Annotated in this window: 16 protein-coding genes; all 16 read right to left on the reverse strand. The window is 68.1% G+C overall.

Features of this window, described 5'->3' with window-relative positions; genetic code table 11:
- Positions 1 to 4: 4 nt before the first annotated feature.
- On the reverse strand, positions 5 to 2,344 hold the full coding sequence (flhF, locus tag GFK26_RS32665; protein WP_228121836.1) for a flagellar biosynthesis protein FlhF: 2,340 nt from the start codon (positions 2,342 to 2,344) through the stop codon (positions 5 to 7).
- Positions 2,341 to 4,452, reverse strand: coding sequence for a flagellar biosynthesis protein FlhA (gene flhA, locus GFK26_RS32670; protein WP_153285632.1), 2,112 nt, complete (start codon positions 4,450 to 4,452; stop codon positions 2,341 to 2,343). Before flhA ends, flhF begins: the two co-directional genes overlap by 4 nt.
- Positions 4,449 to 5,591, reverse strand: a complete 1,143-nt coding sequence (gene flhB / locus GFK26_RS32675; RefSeq protein ID WP_153285633.1) for a flagellar biosynthesis protein FlhB — start codon at positions 5,589 to 5,591, stop codon at positions 4,449 to 4,451. Before flhB ends, flhA begins: the two co-directional genes overlap by 4 nt.
- A 123-nt stretch (positions 5,592 to 5,714) precedes the next feature.
- Positions 5,715 to 6,347 (reverse strand): protein phosphatase CheZ, encoded by a 633-nt coding sequence (gene cheZ, locus GFK26_RS32680; protein WP_153285634.1) that lies wholly within the window; start codon positions 6,345 to 6,347, stop codon positions 5,715 to 5,717.
- A gap of 316 nt (positions 6,348 to 6,663) precedes the next feature.
- Positions 6,664 to 7,059, reverse strand: a complete 396-nt coding sequence (cheY, locus tag GFK26_RS32685; protein WP_180288722.1) for a chemotaxis response regulator CheY — start codon at positions 7,057 to 7,059, stop codon at positions 6,664 to 6,666.
- 39 nt (positions 7,060 to 7,098) lie between these two features.
- Positions 7,099 to 8,127, reverse strand: a complete 1,029-nt coding sequence (locus GFK26_RS32690) for a protein-glutamate methylesterase/protein-glutamine glutaminase (protein ID WP_416222579.1) — start codon at positions 8,125 to 8,127, stop codon at positions 7,099 to 7,101.
- A 65-nt stretch (positions 8,128 to 8,192) separates the two neighbouring features.
- Entirely contained in the window at positions 8,193 to 8,786 is a 594-nt protein-coding gene (cheD, locus tag GFK26_RS32695) for a chemoreceptor glutamine deamidase CheD (protein WP_153285635.1), read from the reverse strand.
- Positions 8,783 to 9,610: a CheR family methyltransferase gene (locus GFK26_RS32700; protein WP_228121837.1), complete on the reverse strand. Its 828-nt coding sequence runs from the start codon at positions 9,608 to 9,610 to the stop codon at positions 8,783 to 8,785. The genes cheD and GFK26_RS32700 overlap by 4 nt, the downstream gene beginning before the upstream one ends.
- Positions 9,611 to 9,701: 91 nt before the next feature.
- Complete coding sequence (locus GFK26_RS32705; protein ID WP_153285637.1) at positions 9,702 to 10,988, reverse strand: EAL and HDOD domain-containing protein; 1,287 nt, start codon at positions 10,986 to 10,988, stop codon at positions 9,702 to 9,704.
- 25 nt (positions 10,989 to 11,013) lie between these two features.
- Positions 11,014 to 13,038 carry a chemotaxis protein CheA gene (gene cheA / locus GFK26_RS32710; RefSeq protein WP_153285638.1) on the reverse strand — a complete coding sequence of 675 codons (2,025 nt, stop codon included), beginning with the start codon at positions 13,036 to 13,038 and terminating at the stop codon, positions 11,014 to 11,016.
- Positions 13,039 to 13,090: 52 nt separating this feature from the next.
- Entirely contained in the window at positions 13,091 to 13,999 is a 909-nt protein-coding gene (motB, locus tag GFK26_RS32715; RefSeq protein WP_153285639.1) for a flagellar motor protein MotB, read from the reverse strand.
- A gap of 13 nt (positions 14,000 to 14,012) precedes the next feature.
- On the reverse strand, positions 14,013 to 14,873 hold the full coding sequence (motA, locus tag GFK26_RS32720; protein ID WP_099791973.1) for a flagellar motor stator protein MotA: 861 nt from the start codon (positions 14,871 to 14,873) through the stop codon (positions 14,013 to 14,015).
- A 62-nt stretch (positions 14,874 to 14,935) separates the two neighbouring features.
- The gene (gene flhC / locus GFK26_RS32725) at positions 14,936 to 15,526 is read right to left on the reverse strand and encodes a flagellar transcriptional regulator FlhC (protein ID WP_153285640.1); all 591 of its coding nucleotides are present in this window, start codon (positions 15,524 to 15,526) and stop codon (positions 14,936 to 14,938) included.
- Positions 15,523 to 15,828 (reverse strand): flagellar transcriptional regulator FlhD, encoded by a 306-nt coding sequence (flhD, locus tag GFK26_RS32730; RefSeq protein WP_319361120.1) that lies wholly within the window; start codon positions 15,826 to 15,828, stop codon positions 15,523 to 15,525. The genes flhC and flhD overlap by 4 nt, the downstream gene beginning before the upstream one ends.
- 409 nt (positions 15,829 to 16,237) lie before the next feature.
- Complete coding sequence (locus GFK26_RS32735; protein WP_153285642.1) at positions 16,238 to 16,522, reverse strand: EscU/YscU/HrcU family type III secretion system export apparatus switch protein; 285 nt, start codon at positions 16,520 to 16,522, stop codon at positions 16,238 to 16,240.
- Positions 16,519 to 17,733 carry a flagellar hook-length control protein FliK gene (locus tag GFK26_RS32740; protein WP_153286186.1) on the reverse strand — a complete coding sequence of 405 codons (1,215 nt, stop codon included), beginning with the start codon at positions 17,731 to 17,733 and terminating at the stop codon, positions 16,519 to 16,521. Before GFK26_RS32740 ends, GFK26_RS32735 begins: the two co-directional genes overlap by 4 nt.
- Positions 17,734 to 17,752 lie beyond the last annotated feature (19 nt).

Raw genomic sequence — 17,752 nt, forward strand, 5'->3', positions numbered from 1 at the left:
ACCTTCAGCCCTGGCGTTCCAGCGCGCGTGGCGCTTGCGCGGGCCCTGCCGATTCGGTGCCCAGCGCATCGAGCAGCAGGAACAGCTTGCCCACACCCGCATACAGCGCGCCGCCCGTCATGGCGCGACCGGCGCGCGTGGCGCGGCCCGTGAGCTGGCCCAGCAGCAGGCGCGTGCGGTCGGCCCATTCGCCTTCGGCCTGCAGCAGGCGCCACACGGTGGTCGTGACCTGGCCGGCGACGAGCAGGCGCTTCATCATCTGAGGATCGCCGGGCTCGCCCATGCCGCCCGCGAGATGCACGCCGTCGCGCAGCAGGCGGAAGCACGGCTCGGCGTCAGCAGCCCAGCCCTGCCATTGCGCGAGTTGCGGTGCGCCGACCTCGGCGCCGAGGTTGGTGAGCACGCAGGTTTGCGACAACAGCTTGCGGCTGCGCGCATCGGCCACGCGCACAGCGATGCAGCGCAGCGCGGGCATGGCGTCGCGGTCGATGGCGCCGCGCGGCAGCACCTCGACTTGCGCTTCGCATTGCAGTGCAGCCTTGCCGCGATAACGCACAGCCCGTTCAGTCGCGTCATCGAATGCAAAGGCCAGGCGCGCGAGCGTGGTCGCGGCGCCGGTGCGCACGTCGGTCACGGCCGTGGTGCCCGGCGCGCGCGCCAGCCATTGCGTACCTTCGGCCTGCCACGCCAGCATCTGTTCGACCGCCGGCGGCTTGCCCAGCACATGCACGAGTCGCTTGCCGAAATCCTGTTGCTGCAGCCACTGGGCCTGACGCGATCCCGGCTGTGCCGACTGGCGCGCCGCAGCCGTCGAAAGCCACTGGTTCGGCGCGGCCAGCGGCAGGCCGCCTCGGTCCGACAGCAGCAGGCTGCCGTGGCACACGTAGGCGTCGCCGCTGTCCGTCGCGCGCAGGCCCACCTGCCCGGCCAGCGCGAGCACATGGGTGTCGCAACCCGCAGCCACCTCGCCGCGCGCGAACGCCGACAGGTCGTGCAGCACGGCCTTGGCATCGATCGCCTCGACACTCGCCTGTCGCCACAGCGTGCGCGCACCGTCGAAGCCGATGTGCGCACCGGCCAGCGCACCGGCCGTGGTCGCCAGTTCCTGCGCGTCATGCGCCATCGCACGGATCAGGCTCTGGTAGCGCAAGCGCAGACGATCGGTCTCACCCTGTGCCTGCACTGAAGGCGCGGCCTCGTCCGCCAGATCAGCTTCCGCCGGCACGAACAACGGGCTGTGCTGGCGCGGCTGAAACACGCTGTCCACCAGCTGCACGCGGTCGGCGCGCAGCAGGTTCTCGGGCACCTTCTGGCCGCCCGAGATGTAGTGCACCGGCAGGCGGTGGCGGATCACGGTGTCGATCAGCGCGCCCGGGTGCGTGGCCTCGTCGACCTTGGTGAAGATGCAGCCCGCCAGCGCATGGCCCTGGCGGTAGGCGTGCACCACCTCGTTGAGCGTGTCGCCGTGGCTGGTGGCGTTGAGCAGCAGCAGCCGCTTCACCGGCCGCTGGCTGCTGCCGAGCATGGCGATCTGTTCGGGCACGGCGCGGTCGCGCTGGCTCATGCCGACGGTGTCGATCAGCACCATGTGGCGGTCGCGCAGGTCGTGCAGCACCAGCTGCAGGTCGGCCGCGTCCTTCACGGCGTGCACCGGCACGTTGAGGATCTGGCCGTAGATGCGCAGCTGCTCGTAGGCGCCGATGCGGTAGCTGTCGGTGGTGACGAGCGCGAGCTTGTCGGCGCCGAAGCGCATCACGCAGCGCGCGGCCAGCTTGGCGGTGGTGGTGGTCTTGCCGACGCCGGTCGGGCCCATCAAGGCATAGACGCCGCCCTGCGCGAACAGCGCGTCTTCGTCTTCATGCACCGGCACCGCGCGCACGAGTTCGGAGCGTACGAAGGCCATGCCGTCGGCGTAGCTCTGGCCCGTGGGCAGCTTCTCGAGCATGGCCTTCGACAGGCGCGCGCTGAAGCCGGCGCCGAGCAGCGTGCGCAGCAGGCGACCGCGCACGGGGTCGCGGCGCTGGCTGTCGCTCCAGACCACGCTGGCGAGCTGTTCCTCGATCATGCCGCGCATCGAATGGAGTTCGCTGAGCACGGTGGGGTCGGCGGAGGCGGTCACAGGCGCAACTGCGGGCACAGCGGGCACTGCGGCCTGCACCGTCTCCTGCACATCGCCCTCGGCCATGGCGACGATCTCGACGCCCTGCGCAGTAGCACGGTGCGTGAGCACGATGGCCTCGGCGCCGAGGGATTCGCGCACCAGGCGCAGGGCCTCGCGGCCGGTGGCCGCGACGAATTTGCGTGCGGTGGTGCGCACGTCGCGCACGTCGGTCTGTGGATTCAAACGGCTCGTCCTCCAATGGCGGCGGTGATCTTGATGGTCCGGGCGTCAGGAATCTCGGCGTGCGAGAGCACCTTCAGCTGCGGCAGGCTGCGCCGCAAAAAGCGCGACAGCAGCACGCGCAGCGCGTGCTGCACGACCAGCACCGGCGCCAGCCCCATCTGCTCCTGCCGCACGATGGCGGCCTGTGCCTGCTTGAGCAGGTTGTCGGCAATGCCCGGCTCGATGCCGCTGCTGTTGTTCAGGGCCTGCTGCAGCACGCTGTCGAGCGAGCCGTCCAGGCCGATCACCTGCATCTCCTCGTCGCCCGGGAACAGCTGCTGCGTGATGGCGCGGCCCAGCGCCAGGCGCGTGAGCGTGGTGAGCTCGGTCGGGTCTTTCACCGTCGGCGCGTGCTCGGCCATCACATCGAGGATGGTGCGCATGTCGCGGATCGGCACCTCTTCGTCGAGCAGGTTCTGCAGCACCTTGTGCAGCGTGCTCAGCGACAGCACCTTGGGCACCAGGTCTTCCGTGAGCTTGGGCGCGGTCTTGGCGATCTGGTCGAGCAGCTGCTGCACTTCCTGGCGGCCCAGCAGCTCGGCCGCGTGGGTGTGGATCAGGTGGTTCAGGTGCGTGGCCATCACGGTGCAGGCATCGACCACGGTGTAGCCGTACACCTGCGCCTGTTGCCTCAGGCTGCCGTCGATCCAGGTGGCCTCCAGGCCGAAGGCCGGGTCGCGCGTGGGCGTGCCGGTCAGCGTGCCCGTCACCTGGCCGGGGTTGATCGCCATCCACTGGTTGGGGAAGGCCTCGCCGCGGCCGATCTCCACGTCCTTCAGGCTGATGACGTAGGCGTTGGGCTTGATCTCCAGGTTGTCGCGGATGTGGACCACCGGCACCAGAAAGCCCAGCTCCTGCGCGATCTTCTTGCGGATGCTCTTGATGCGGCCCAGCAGCTCGCCCTGCTGCGACTGGTCGACCAGCGGGATCAGCCGGTAGCCGACCTGCATGCCCAGCGGATCGACCATGGCCACGTCGTCCCAGGTGGCTTCGGCCTGCTCGGCCGCGACCGGCACGCCCGCCGCACCTTGCGCGGCGGCAGCGGCTGCGGCCTGCTTCGCCGCCTCCTGCGGCTTGCGCTGCACCAGCCGCCGCCCGAGCCACACCAGGCCGCCCGCGATCAGCAGGAAGGCCAGGTTCGGCATGCCCGGGATCATGCCCAGCAGGCCGACGATGCCGGCCGTGAGGAACAGCACCTGCGGATTGGAAAAGAGCTGGCCCGTGAGCTGGCTGCCCACGTCTTCGTCGGTGGTCACGCGCGACACGATCACGCCGGCCGCGGTCGAGATCACCAGCGCCGGAATCTGCGCCACCAGGCCGTCGCCGATGGCCAGCAGCGTGTAGGTCTTGGCGGCCGTGGAAAAGTCGAGCCCGTGCTGCACCATGCCGACCACCAGGCCGCCGATGATGTTGATGACCATGATGAGCAGGCCCGCGATCGCGTCGCCGCGCACGAACTTGCTGGCACCGTCCATCGAGCCGTAGAAGTCGGCCTCTTGCGCCACTTCGGCGCGGCGCTTGCGGGCGACTTCCTCGCCGATCAGGCCGGCGTTGAGGTCGGCGTCGATCGCCATCTGCTTGCCCGGCATCGCGTCGAGCATGAAGCGCGCGCCCACCTCGGCAATGCGGCCCGCGCCCTTGGTGATCACCATGAAGTTGATGAGCACGAGGATGATGAACACCATCACGCCCACCGCGAAGTTGCCGCCCACGAGGAAGTGGCCAAAGGCCTCGATCACCTTGCCGGCCGCGTCGGGCCCGGTGTGGCCGTGCATCAGCACCACGCGCGTGGAGGCCACGTTGAGCGACAAGCGCAGCAGCGTCGAGAACAGCAGCACCGCCGGGAAGGCCGCGAAGTCGAGCGCCTTCATGGTGTACATGCTCACCAGCAGCACCATCACCGACAGCGCGATGTTGAAGGTGAACAGCAGGTCGAGCAGGAAGGGCGGCAGCGGCAGCACCATCATGCTCAGGATGAGGATGATGAGGATCGGGCCTGCCAGCCCCTTCACGTGCGAGCCGGAGAACATCCGCGCCGGCAGGCGCATCAGGTCGTTCAGTGCGTTCATACGGCCGCCGGCGAGTACTGCAGATCGGCCGGCACCGGCAGGTCGGTCGGCGTGCGCGGCGCCTCACCGCCCTCGCTGTTCCAGCGCTTGAGCTGGTACACCCACGCCAGCACCTCGGCCACCGCGGTGTACAGGCCCGCCGGAATTTCCTCGCCCAGCTTCGTGTGCCGGTAGAGCGCGCGCGTGAGCGGCGGCGCTTCGAGGATCGCGACCTTGTGTTCCTTCGCCAGTTCGCGGATGCGCGCGGCCACCAGCTCGGTGCCCTTGGCGACCACGCGCGGTGCGCGCATGTCGCTGTCCAGGTACTGCAGCGCGACGGCGAAGTGCATCGGGTTGGTGAGCACGATGTCGGCCTTGGGCACCTCGGCCATCATGCGGCGGCGTGCCATCTGCTGTTGTTGCCGGCGGATCTGCGCCTTGATGTGCGGATCGCCTTCGCTTTCCTTGTGCTCCTGGCGCACGTCTTCGCGCGACATGCGCAGCTTGCGGTAGTAGTTCCACAGCTGAAAGGGCACGTCGACGAGCGCGACGAGAAAGAGCGTGGCGGCGATCAGCGCGCAGTGCTTGGCAACCAGCACCAGCGCGTGCGGCAGCGCCTCGTGCGCGGGCTGTGACATGAGCGCCATCACGGCCTCGATGTCGTCCACGATGACCCACCACGCCACGCCGCCGATCAGCGCCGACTTGGCCAGCGCCTTCACGAGTTCGGCCAGTGCCTGCGCCGAGAACATGCGGCCGATGCCGGCCAGAGGATTGAGTTTTCCGAAGTTCGGTGCGACGGCCTTGCCGGAGAACATCCAGCCGCCGAGCATCAGTGGCGCGGCCACGGCGGCCACGACCATCATGGCGAACAGCGGCCCGATGGCGAAAAGCGCCTGCAGCACCATGCGCCCGCTCTGCGAGAGCATGTGCGCAGGGTCGAAGGCGCTGGCACGGTCGAACTGCAGGCCGTGGCGCAGCGCGCCGTTCATGCTCGCGCCGAGCGACTCCGCGGCGAACCACAACCCGGCGCTCGCGGTGGCGAGCATGACGAAGGTGGTGAGCTCGCGCGAACGGGCCACGTTGCCTTCCTCGCGCGCCTTCTCCAGGCGCCGCTCGGAGGCGGGTTCCGTTTTCTCGAGATCGCTTTCCTCAGCCATTCATGCTCCGAACCAGCACTGGCGACGTACGCCTTGCCCAGACCCAAATTATTGAATCCGGTGGTTCGGAACAATCTGCCGATCAGGGCCGGTATCGCCCTGCTATTCGGACAATCAAGCGGCTCAGAACCCGAGGCTCTCGAGCAGGTCGTCGACCTGCGACTGGTCGGTCACGGCATCGGGGTTGCCAGGTTTCACCTGCGGTCCGTTCTGCAGGCTCTGCACCGCCTCGTGGCGCTTCTCGGGCGGCGAGTTGTCGATGAGCACCTGCAGCAGCTGCGTCTCGACGTCGTTCACGACTTCCATCATCTTCTTGATGACCTGGCCCGTGAGGTCCTGGAAGTCCTGCGCCATCAGGATCTCCATGAGCTGCGTGTTGATCGCGCTCGCACGCTGCGGCACGTCGCTCAGGTAGCCGCGCGTGTCGAGCACGAGCTCGCGCGCGTGGTCGAGTTCGATCGGGTTCTCGAACCACTGGTCCCAGCGCTGTGTCAGGGCCTTGGCGTCGGTGGCCAGCGCTTCCTGCAGCGGCTGTGCGACGTCGATGGCGTTGAGCGCGCGATGCGCGGCGCGCTCGGTCGTGGCCGCCACGTAGTTGAGGCGGTCGCGCGCATCGGGAATGGCTTGGGCGGCCTTGGCCACCTGCTTGTCCAGGCCCAGTTCGCGCAGGCCTTCACGCAACTGGCGCGTGAGGTGGCCGATGCGGCCTAGCAGTTCTTCGGTCGTGTTGGCGGGTTCCGGGGCGTTGTCGTTCATGTCAGTGATTCCTTGTGCTGCAGGGTCTGGTCTTTTCGGGGGGTGTGCACAGGCCACCGGGTACTTCCCTCCGCGAATGTCCCCCGGGCTTCGCCCTCCTCCTTGATTTCGCTGCGGGAAGCACCCAGTGCCCTGAGCACGGGGCACGCCGCTGGTGCTCGCCGATCAACGACCAATGCGCATGACGCTCACGTCGATGGGGTGCCTTGCGCAGCGAAATTAAGGGGGAGGCCGCAGGCCGGAGGACATTCGCGGAGCAAGGTACCCCGTCGGCGGGAGCGTCGCCCTGAACCAGAGCGCGCACACCCAAGCCACATCAAGCCGCCTCTTTGGCCAGCTTCTCGAAGATCTTCGTGATCTTCTCTTCCAGCGTCGCCGCGGTGAATGGCTTCACCACGTAGCCGTTGGCGCCGGCTTGCGCAGCCGCGACGATGTTTTCCTTCTTCGCCTCGGCCGTGACCATCAGCACCGGCAGCTTCTTCAGCTCGGGGTCGGCGCGAATCGTCTGCAGCATGGTCAGGCCGTCCATGTTCGGCATGTTCCAGTCAGAGACCACGAAGCCGAAGTTGCCGCCGCGCAGCTTCTCCAGGCCGGCCACGCCGTCCTCGGCCTCGTCGACGTTGAGGAACTCCAGCTCCTTCAGTAGGTTGCGCACGATGCGCCGCATGGTCGGGAAGTCATCCACAACCAGAATCTTGATGCTCTTATCGATCACGATGTTTCCAACTCCACAGGTCGTTATTCAAACTCGTCACACCCGGTTCGCGCGTTCACCGAACGTGCGAAGGTGCGCCATCACGCGGCGGCTGATTTCGTTCAGGGGCGACACCTCGTCCACCGCGCCCAGCGCCACCGCCTCGCGCGGCATGCCGAAGACCACGCAGCTGGCCTCGTCCTGCGCCAGCGTGTGCGCGCCCGCGCGCCGCATGCGCAGCAGGCCCTCGGCCCCGTCCTTGCCCATGCCGGTGAGGATGATTCCGATGGCGTTCTTGCCCGCGTGCTTGGCGGCCGAATCGAACAGCACGTCGATCGACGGCCGGTGGCGGTTCACGGGCGGCTCCTGGTCCAGGTGGGCCACGTAGTTCGCGCCGCTGCGCGCCAGCGACAGGTGAAAGCCGCCCGGCGCGATGTAGGCATGGCCCGGCAGCACGCGCTCGCCCTGCTCCGCCTCCTTCACGCGGATGCGGCACAGGCCGTCCAGCCGCTGCGCGAAGGAGCGCGTGAAGCCGGCCGGCATGTGCTGCGCGATGAGCACCGCGGGCGCGTCGGGCGGCAACGGCTGCAGCACCTCGCGGATCGCCTCGGTGCCGCCGGTGGAGGCGCCGATGATGAGCAGCTTCTCGGTGCTCAGCAGCGGGCTGCGCAGCAGCGCCTCGGGCGCGGCCTCGTGGGCGGTGCGTGCCGCCGTGGCCGCGGGCCGGGCGGGCAGCAGCCGCGCGCTGGCGGCCGTGCGGATCTTGCCGGCGATGAGTTCGGTGTAGTTGAGCAGACCGTCGCGCACGCCCAGGCGCGGCTTGGTCACGAAGTCGATGGCGCCCAGCTCCAGCGCACGCAGCGCGATCTCCGAGCCGCGCTCGGTGAGCGACGACACCATGACCACGGGCATCGGCCGCAGGCGCATGAGCTTCTCGAGAAACTCCAGGCCGTCCATGCGCGGCATTTCCACGTCGAGCGTGAGCACGTCGGGGTTCGTGACCTTGATGAGGTCGCGCGCCACCAGCGGGTCGGCCGCGGTACCGACCACGGTCATGTCGGGCTGGCTGTTGATGATCTCGCTCATCACGCTGCGGATCAGCGCCGAATCGTCGACGCAGAGCACCTTGATCTTTTTTTGGCTCGTCAGGCTCACCGGCTTCCTTTGGTTCTGTCGATCTCGTGCGGCGTGCCGGGCACCGACAGCCGGCGCAGCAGCTCGCCTTCGTCGTGGCGCACCCGCAGCACCTCGGTCTGCGCGCGCAGGCGGCGCACCACGGCCTTGCCGCTTTCGGGCAGAAAGCACACGCGGCGCGCGTGCGGACCGCGCAGGTCTTGCGCCGCGACCTCGATGCGTTCCGCCTGCAGGTAGCGCAGCACGAAGTCGGCATTGCGGTCGCCGATGTGCAGCGTGGTCATGCCGGCCAGCACCGCGCCGCCGCCGAACACCTTGGCCTGCAGCCGCTCGCGCCGCGCACCCGCGCGCACCAGCTCGCGCACCAGCACGTCCATGGCGTAGGCGCCGTAGCGCATCGAGCCCGCACCGGGCTCGCCGTCGTCGGGCAGCATGAAGTGGTTCATGCCGGCCACGCCCGCCTGCGCGTCGTGCAGGCACGCGGCCACGCAGGAGCCGAGCACGGTGCTCAGCACGGTGTGGTCGGTGGTCACGTAGTACTCGGAGGGCAGCAGCTTGACGGCCATGCGCCCGACATCGCGGTCGAAGTAATGATGGCTCGCCAGGCTCATGCAGTGCCCGGCGTGCGCGACAGCTCGTACACCGTCTGCCCCAGCGGCCGGAAGGCCGGGTTGACGAGCGACGCGTTCTCGGAGTGGCCGGCGAACAGCAAGCCGCCCGGCTTGAGCAGCGGCGCGAAGCGGTCGAGCACCTTCTTCTGCGTCGGCTTGTCGAAATAGATCATCACGTTGCGGCAGAAGATCGCGTCCACCGGCTCCTTCACCGCCCAGGTGTTGTCCAGCAGGTTGACGCGCGAGAACTTCACCAGCGCGGCGACCTCGGGGCGCACGCGCACCTTGCCGGCGTTGGTGCCGGTGCCCTTGTTGAAGAAGCGCCGCAGCCGCTCGGGCGACATGCGCCGCACCTGCTCGGTGGTGAAGACGCCGGTGGCGGCCTTGGCCAGCACCGCGGTGTCGATGTCGCTGGCGATGACGCGGGCCGAGCTGGCGCGGTCGCCCAGCGCTTCCATCAACGTGATGGCGATCGAGTACGGCTCTTCGCCCGTCGAAGCGGCGGCGCACCAGACGGTGATCGGTCCGGGCATCTTGCGCACGTGCGCGCCGAGCGTGGGAAAGTGATGCGCCTCGCGAAAGAACGAGGTCAGGTTGGTGGTGAGCGCGTTGATGAACAGCTGCCACTCGTCGCCGTCGTGGCGTGCCTCGAGCTGGTCCAGGTACGACGCGAACGCGGGCACCTGCAGCTCGCGCAGGCGCCGCGACAGCCGGCTGTACACCATCTGCCGCTTCTGCTCGCCCAAGGCGATGCCGGCGCGGCGATGGATGAGGGTCCGGATTCGGGAGAAGTCGTGGTCGGTAAAAAGGAACTCGGTCGTCACAGCCAGCCTGGAAGCGTGACTTTCAATGGTCACAGAGACCGCCGTTTCCAATGGGCCGATCAGACATGCAAAAGCCTTGCATTTCCACAGCTCAGGCGGGTGGCGCGGCCACCGCCGGGCCGGCGTCGAGCGCCCACACCAGCGCCGACAGCTGCGCGGCATTGACCTGTGCCGCGCTCAGGAAGAGCGCCTCGGACAGCCGCGCCGCGCGGCCGTCGTCGGTCTCGCAGCTTTCGGCCAGCGCCACGAAGGGGCCGTAGACACCGCTGCGCGAAAGAATCGCCTGCTGCACCGCCTCGGTGAGTTGCACCTTGCGCAGCACGCCTTCCATCGGCACGCCCAGCAGCTGGTCGAGCAGCGAGAACATGCCGGCAACGAACAGGTTGTCGGCCTCGCTCGGCGGCAGCATGCCCTGCCCCATCAGCTCGACGAAGCGCCCGCGCAAAATCGCCTTCTTCATCATGAAGGGCGAGCTGACCTTGTTGCTGGTGGCCAGCAGCAGCGACAGCCAGCGGTACAGCGGCGAATAGCCGAGCATGGCGACCGCATGGCGCAGCGAATGGATCTCGACCGCCAGCCCCACCGACGGCGAGTTGATGTAGCGCAGCAGCCGGTAGGTGAGCGCCGCGTCGTGCTTGAGCGCACCCTCGATCGCGCGCACGTCTTCGTTGCGCAGGATCATCTGCATCAGGTGCACGATGAGCTGCGACTCGGGCTGCAGTGCATCGGCCGTGTCGCGCGCCGGCGGCAGGCGCACGGCGCCATCGACGAACACCTGCACGCCGCGTGCGGCGCAGGCCTCGAACTCGGACCAGTTCGCCACACGCGCGGCGATGGGCGCCGGGCCTGCGGGCGACACGGCCGCCAGGTCGGCGGGCGCCACCTCCACATGCGTGACGATGGCGCGCAGTTCGTCGTCGTCCGGCAGCGCAGCGTCGCCGCACAGCATGAAGCCGAAGCCCTGCTCGCGCAGGAACAGCAGGATGGAGCGCATGTCGGGGTCCGTCAGCTCGTCGGCCTTCATGCAGAGCACGACGTTGCGCGGCGGCAGCGACTGCAGCTCGCTCTGGAACAGCGCATCGACCGTGACGTCGACGAACACCCGCTGTTCGCCCAGCAGCCAGCCGTGGCCGCCGGGGTTCAGGTGCAGGCCCAGCGTGTCCATGAGCGCCTTGACGCCAGCCGCCGCACCCGCATCGGTGCGCTGCCCGGCCGCGCGCCAGGCCATGCGGTAGCCGACCACGCGGCGCTTGCCGTCGAGCAGCATGGCGTAGGCGACATGGCCGTCGGCGCCGACCGCGGGTGCGATGGGTGGCATTGCCTCGGCGGGCACGCCGTTGCCGTCGGCGCCCGGGCGCCGGAAGAAATCGAACCTCATGCGGCCGTCCGTCGAATGAACTGGTTCAGGACGCGAGGGCGTCGGTGCTGCGGCGCGCCGCGCCAGCCAGTGCCGCCGCGCTTGCAGCCTGCGCGCGCTGGATGCGCGGCATGGCACCCACGTCGACGATGAAGGCCACGCTGCCGTCGCCCACGATGGTGGCGGCCGAGATGCCCGGCACCTTGCGGTAGTTGGTCTCCAGGTTCTTCACCACCACCTGGTGCTGGCCGAGCAGCTCGTCGACCAAGAGCGCGAAGCGGCTGTCGTCGGCCTGCACGATCACGAGGATGCCTTGCGTGGGCTGCGTCTGCGCGCCGGCCACGTCGAACACGCGGTGCAGCTCGATGAGCGGCAGGTACTCGCCGCGCACGCGGATCACGTGGCCGTCGGCGGTGATGGAATGCAGGTGCTCCGGCAGCGGCTGCAGCGACTCGATCACGTAGCTCAGCGGAAGGATGTACGCCTCGCTGCCCACGCGCACCGACATGCCGTTGAGGATGGCGAGCGTGAGCGGCAGCACGATGCGCGTCGACGTGCCCTGGCCGCCGCGCGAATGAATCTCGACATGGCCGCCCATCTCCTGGATGTTGCGCTTGACCACGTCCATGCCCACGCCGCGCCCCGAGATGTCGGTGACCTGCTCGGCCGTGGAGAAACCGGGCGCGAAGATCAGCTGCCACACCTCTTCGTCGGGCATGGCGTCGTTCACCGGCAGGCCCTGCTGGCGCGCCTTCGCGAGAATGCGCTCGCGGTTCAGGCCCGCGCCGTCGTCGCTCACCTCGATCACGATGTTGCCGCCGTGGTGCTGCGCCGACAGCAGCAGCTGGCCGGTGGCGTCCTTGCCCTTGGCCAGGCGCACATCGGGGGCCTCGATGCCGTGGTCCAGGCTGTTGCGCACGAGGTGCGTGAGCGGATCGACGATGCGTTCGATGAGGCCCTTGTCGAGCTCGGTCTCCTTGCCGTAGGTGTCCAGGCGCACCTGCTTGCCGAGCTTGGCGCTCACGTCGCGGATCACGCGCGGGAAGCGGCTGAACACGTAGTCCATCGGCATCATGCGGATCGACATCACCGATTCCTGCAGGTCGCGCGCGTTGCGCTCCAGGTGGCCCAGGCCGCTCAGGAAGCGCTCGTAGGCCACGGGGTCGAGCACTGTCGCGGCCTGCGTGAGCATCGACTGCGTGATGACGAGTTCGCCCACGAGGTTGATGAGCTGGTCGACCTTCTCGACATCGACGCGGATGGAGCTGGATTCCTTGGCACCGGCCGGCGCGGGTGCGGGTGCGGAGGCGGCCGGTGCAGGGGCCGGTGCGGCGGGTGGTTGCACGACGGGTTCTTCAACTGCGACCACGGGTGCGGCAACGTCGGCCACTTCGCGCGTGATGTCGATCTGCGATTCGTCGATGACGAAGCAGCACACGGCCACGATGTCGTCGGGGTCGCAGGTGGTGGCGAGCCGCACGGTGAGCTGGTCGTTGCTGCGCGTGCGCGTCAGCACAGTGCCGAGGTTGGTCAGCTCGCCGGCGAGCAGGTCGCATTCGCTGTCGGACAGGCGCGCGAAGCGGATGACGAGCACACCGTCGCTGCTGCCTTCGTCGGCCGGCGCAGCGGCTTGAACGACAGGCGCCGGTGCAGGCGCGGGGGCCGGCGCGGGCGCTGCGGCGTGGTTGTTCTCCATCGCCAGTTGCTGCAGCACGCCACAGATGTGGGCGACCCGGTCGGCGTCCGGCTCCTTGCCGGCCTGGTAGGCGGTGAGTTGTTCTTGCAAGGCGTCCTTCGTTTCCAGAAAGGCATCGATCATCGGAGCGCTCAGGTGCAGCTGCCCGTGGCGGGCCCTGTCCAGCAGCGTTTCGAGCACGTGCGTGGTGTTGGTCAAGGCGGTGAAACCGAAGGTGGCCGCGCCGCCCTTGATCGAGTGCGCCGCGCGGAAGATGGCGTTGAGCTGCTCGCTGTCGGGCGCCTCGACGTCGAGGTCGAGCAGCAGCTGCTCCATCTCCGCCAGCAGCTCGATGGCTTCGACGAAGAAGGCCTGGGTGAATTGACTGAGGTCCATCTGTGGTGCTCCGGGGCCCGCGCTCTCGCGCGCGGCCGCTTCCTTGTTCTTGTTATCCCGCCGTGTGTCCCGCCGCGGTGCGGGCCTGCGCGGCCGGCGGCGGCAGGCCGATGCGCGTGGCGCCGGCGTCGTTGCTGTTCTCGCGCTCGATGCGCTCCTGCGTGCGGTGGTTCAGCAAGATGATGCTGATGCGGCGGTTGATGGGATTGCGCGGGTCGGCGCGGTCCAGGTGCATGCTGTCGGCCAGGCCGATCACGCGCAGCACCTTGTCCTCGGCCATGCCGCCCGTGACCAGCTCGCGGCGCGAGGCGTTGGCGCGGTCGGCCGAGAGCTCCCAGTTGCCGTAGGCGCGGTCGTTGGTGTAGACGATGGCGTCGGTGTGGCCCGACAGCGTGAGCTTGTTGGGCAGGCCGTTGAGCACCGGCGCCAGCTCGCGAAGAATGGCGCGCATGTGCGGCACCACGCGGGCGCTGGCCAGCTCGAACATCGGGCGGTTCTCGCTGTCCACGATCTGCAGGCGCAGGCCTTCGGTCGTGATGTCGATGAGGATCTGCGAGCGGAACTGCTGGAACACCGGGCTCTTCTCGATGAGCTCGTCGAGCTTCTTCTTCATCTCGGCCAGGCGGCTCGCGTCGGCCGCGTCTTCGCTGTCGGCTTCGGTCTGGCGCACTTCGCCTTCGGTGTGCATCACGTCGGCGCCGCCGCCGGGGATCATGCTGGTGCTCATGCTGCTCTTGTCGCCACCGGCCAGCGCCACGCGCAGCGGCATGCGAAAGTGCTCGGCAATGCCTTCGCGCTGCTTCGGGCTCGAGATCGACAGCAGCCACATGACGAGGAAGAAGGCCATCATGGCCGTCATGAAGTCGGCATAAGCGATCTTCCAGCCGCCGCCCGCATGGCCGCCGCCATGCCCGCCGCCGTGGGCACGCTTGATGATGATGCGGGGCTTCGCGTCGCTCATGGCGGGTTGCGGATCAGCGCGCCTTGACTTCGCGGACGTGGTCGTCCAGCTCGGTGAAGGACGGGCGCTCGGTCGAGAACAGCACCTTGCGGCCGAACTCCACGGCCAGCTGCGGCGCGTAGCCGTTCAGGCTGGCCAGCAGCGTGACCTTGGCGCATTGATAAACCTTCATGGCCTCTTCGACCTTCTGTTCGATCAGCGAGGCCAGCGGCGACACGAAGCCGTACGCCAGCAGCACGCCCAGGAAGGTGCCGACCATGGCGTGCGCAATGAGCGCGCCCATTTCGGACGGCGGCAGGTGGGCCGAGCCCAGTGCATGCACGACGCCCATCACGGCCGCGACGATGCCCAGCGCGGGCAGCGCGTCGCCCACGCGCGAGAGGCTGTGGCCGGGCACGGCGGCCTCGTGACGGATCGTCTCGATCTCGTGGTCCATGAGGGCCTCGATCTCGTGCGCGTCGGTGTTGCCGCTGATGACCAGGCGCAGGTAGTCGCACAGGAACACGGTGATGCCCTCGTGCGCCAGGATGGTCGGGTAGCGGCTGAAGATTTCGCTCTGCGCCGGCGCTTCCACGTCGGACTCGAGCTTCATCATCCCCTCCTTGCGGGCCTTGGCGAGCAGCTCGTACAAGAGCGCCAGCAGGTCCATGTAGAGCTGGCGGTTGTGCTTGGAAGAACGCAGCAGCAGCGGCAACTCCCGGATGGTCGCCTTGATGGTCTTGCCGTTGTTGCCCGCAATGAACGCGCCGAGCGCGGAGCCGCCGATCATGAGCAGCTCCACCGGCTGGAACAGCACGCCGAAATGCCCGCCCATGAGGCCGTAGCCGCCGAAGACGGCGCCGATCACCACCAGATATCCCAACAGAACCAGCACGCGCTTCCCCTATGCCCTGAGGCGTCCAAAACAAAAAACCCGCGCCGGGCGCCGGGGCACTTTCACGAGACGGCGCCGCCGATATCGAGCACCGGACCGCCGGCGATCAGGCCAGCGCGGCGCACGGGCGCGAGCTTGGGCTTGCGCGCCTTGCCCGCGCGCGAAGGCGGGCGGCACAGCACGCACACATAGCCGTGCTTGTGGTCGTGCGCATGCGCCACGAAGTGCCCGCCGCAGCGGCTGCACGGACTCAGCTGCAGCATGTCGCTGTCGAAGAAACGCACCATGGTTTCGGCGCGCGTGAAGTCGAGCACGACCTCGCTGCCTTGCGATTCGACCTGCTCGGCGTAAAGCCGGTAGGCCTTGATGAGCGCGGGCAGTTCGTCCTCGCCGGCCTCGTCGCGCATGAAGCGGTAGATGTTGTAGAACATCGACGAGTGGATGTTCGCCAGCCAGGTCATGTACCAGTCGGTAGAAAACGGCAGCAGGCCCTTGGGCGGCGAGACGCCCTTGAGTTCCTTGTACAGGCGGATCAGCCGTTCGCGGCTCAGCGCGACCACGCCCTCCAGGAACTGCAGGCGCGCCCCCAGGCCGATGAGCTCGACCGCGAGCTGCACCTGCCGGACCTCGCCCAGGATGCTCTTGGCGGTCATGCGCTGGCCGACCCCGCCTTGCGCATCTGCGGCTGGGCTTGAGCCTGGGCCTGCGCCTGGCGCGCGCTCATCAGGATCGACATGTGGGCCTGCTGCAGCGCCGACTCCTTGCCCTCGCCGACCACGGCAAACATGGGCCGGTCGTCCAGGCGAAAGCTGCACAGCAGGAAGTTGGACGCGGCCAGCTTCACGATCTGGCTGAGCGACATGTTCATGAGCAGATCGGCCAGCTCGCGCCCCACGCCGAGACGGAACATGGCTTCCGCCCGGTCCCGCTTCACCAGCTTCTGCGCGAGCAGCATGTAGGCCAGATTGATCTCGCCGATTTCCTTCGAAATCACACCGCCTGCGTTGACATTGCAATTTTCCACGTCTAGTTCCATTTCCGATTCCATGTCGACTTCGCCGTCCAATCCAACATGTATACATTATATACACACTTATTTACACTTCGAAGACAAAGTAGCACAAAAAGTCAAATGGACGGTCGACGGGAAAGCCCGACCTTCCCTCTAGGGAATCGGTTTCATGCACGGTGAGTGCGGAATACCCAGGCAGCGCAAGCAATTGTTACTGGCGTGTGTATTTCGTCATTGGCAATCACGTCGTCAATTGAATTTAAAAAGACTATCGAGTACCAACCGCGTGAATATGAAGGCAGGTTTTTTAATCCTTCAATACATCAATGACTTTCCATAGAACGCCGCTTCGTCACGGCGCCGCAGCCTCGGCGCCGCCTTCCAGCCGGTGAATCCAGGCCATCACTTCCGCGACCGCCTGGTACAGCTGCGGCGGGATCTGGCGGTCGAGGTCGACCTGCATCAAGAGCTTCACGAGGTCGGCCGACGCATGTACGTAAAGCCCGTGCGTGCGCGCCTCGCGCATGATCGATTCGGCCACCACGCCATAGCCCTTCGCGACCACGACGGGCGCCTTGCGCGTGTCCGCGTGCGAGAGCACGACGGCGCTGTGGCGGTTGCGAAGGTCATCGCTCATCCCGCTTCCTTCGCCGTGACCTGCAACTGCTGCAGCTGAAGGCCCACGGCTTCAAAACGTTGCGCGAGCCGGCCGGCGTCGCCGCGCAGGCGGGCCACGGTGCTGTCTTCGCGCGCATGCAGGTGCGCCTGCACGGTCGGACCGCAAAGGCTCAGGCGCAGATCGACTTCGCCGAGGCGCGGCAACACGAGCGACACCGTGGTGGACCAGCGGCGTGCGCCTTCTTCGTCGGATGGCTCGCCTTCGCGTGCACCGGGCTTGGCTTGCTCTTCCTCGATCGCCCACGCCATCGGTACCTCGGGCCACGCGTGGCCGCTCCAGCGGAAGGCGGCGCTGGCCAGCAGGTCGAGCTGCTGGTGCACGACGGTGACGGCTTGCGGGTGGATCACTTCGGCGCCGCGTGGGGCGGGCGTGCTGGCGACATCGACTGCGGCGCGTGCTTGTTCTGCGATGCGGGGCGCGGGCATTTCCGGCTCAGCATCGGACACACCGTAAGCCGCTTGCACGCGCGCCGCATCCGGCGCGGGAGCGGTGACGGTTTCGCTGCGCGCGACCACGCGCTCAGGTTGCGTGATTTCAGATTCCGGCGCGTCGGCCGGCGCCGCTGCATTCGGCGCGGGCTGCGTCGCACCATCAGCCACAGTCAACGCCGTCGCGGCAGTCACCACGCCCTGCCCTGTTGGTGCCAACGTCGTCGCCACCATCACCGGACTCGCCCAGCGCGCCTGCGGCTCCCGCGCCATCTGCGCCAGCGTGCGCGTGCCCGCCGCGAACTCGGCCAAGTGCGATTCGTAGAACAGCCCGCTGTCCGACACCGTCTGCGCCAGCGTGCCCGAGAGCGCGGCGGCATTCACGCCTTGTCGCGCCACGGGCAGCAACAACGGCGCCTCACCACGCACCGGCCCGGGCTCGGCCTGCAGATCGGCCAGCACCGCGCCGATCACGCGCGCAGCCACCGACAGGCGCGTGTCGATGGAAGACGGTGCACCGCCACCTGCAGGCGCAGCCACGTCACCACCCGACGCCCCCGAGGGCACGAGCCGGTCCAGCGCCGCACGCGAAGGCAGGCGCACATCGTTCGCCGTCTTCGGCACGGCCACCGCCGCACCGGGCGCGCCCACCGTGGTCTCCGACTTGAGGCCGAGCAGGTCCAGCCGCGGCGTCAGGCGCGCGGCCATCAGCGCATCGATCAGTCCGGTGAGTCCCAGCATGGCCACGGTGGTGTTGTCC

This window comes from Variovorax paradoxus (genome assembly GCF_009498455.1).
Classification (GTDB): Bacteria; Pseudomonadota; Gammaproteobacteria; order Burkholderiales; family Burkholderiaceae_C; genus Variovorax; species Variovorax paradoxus_H.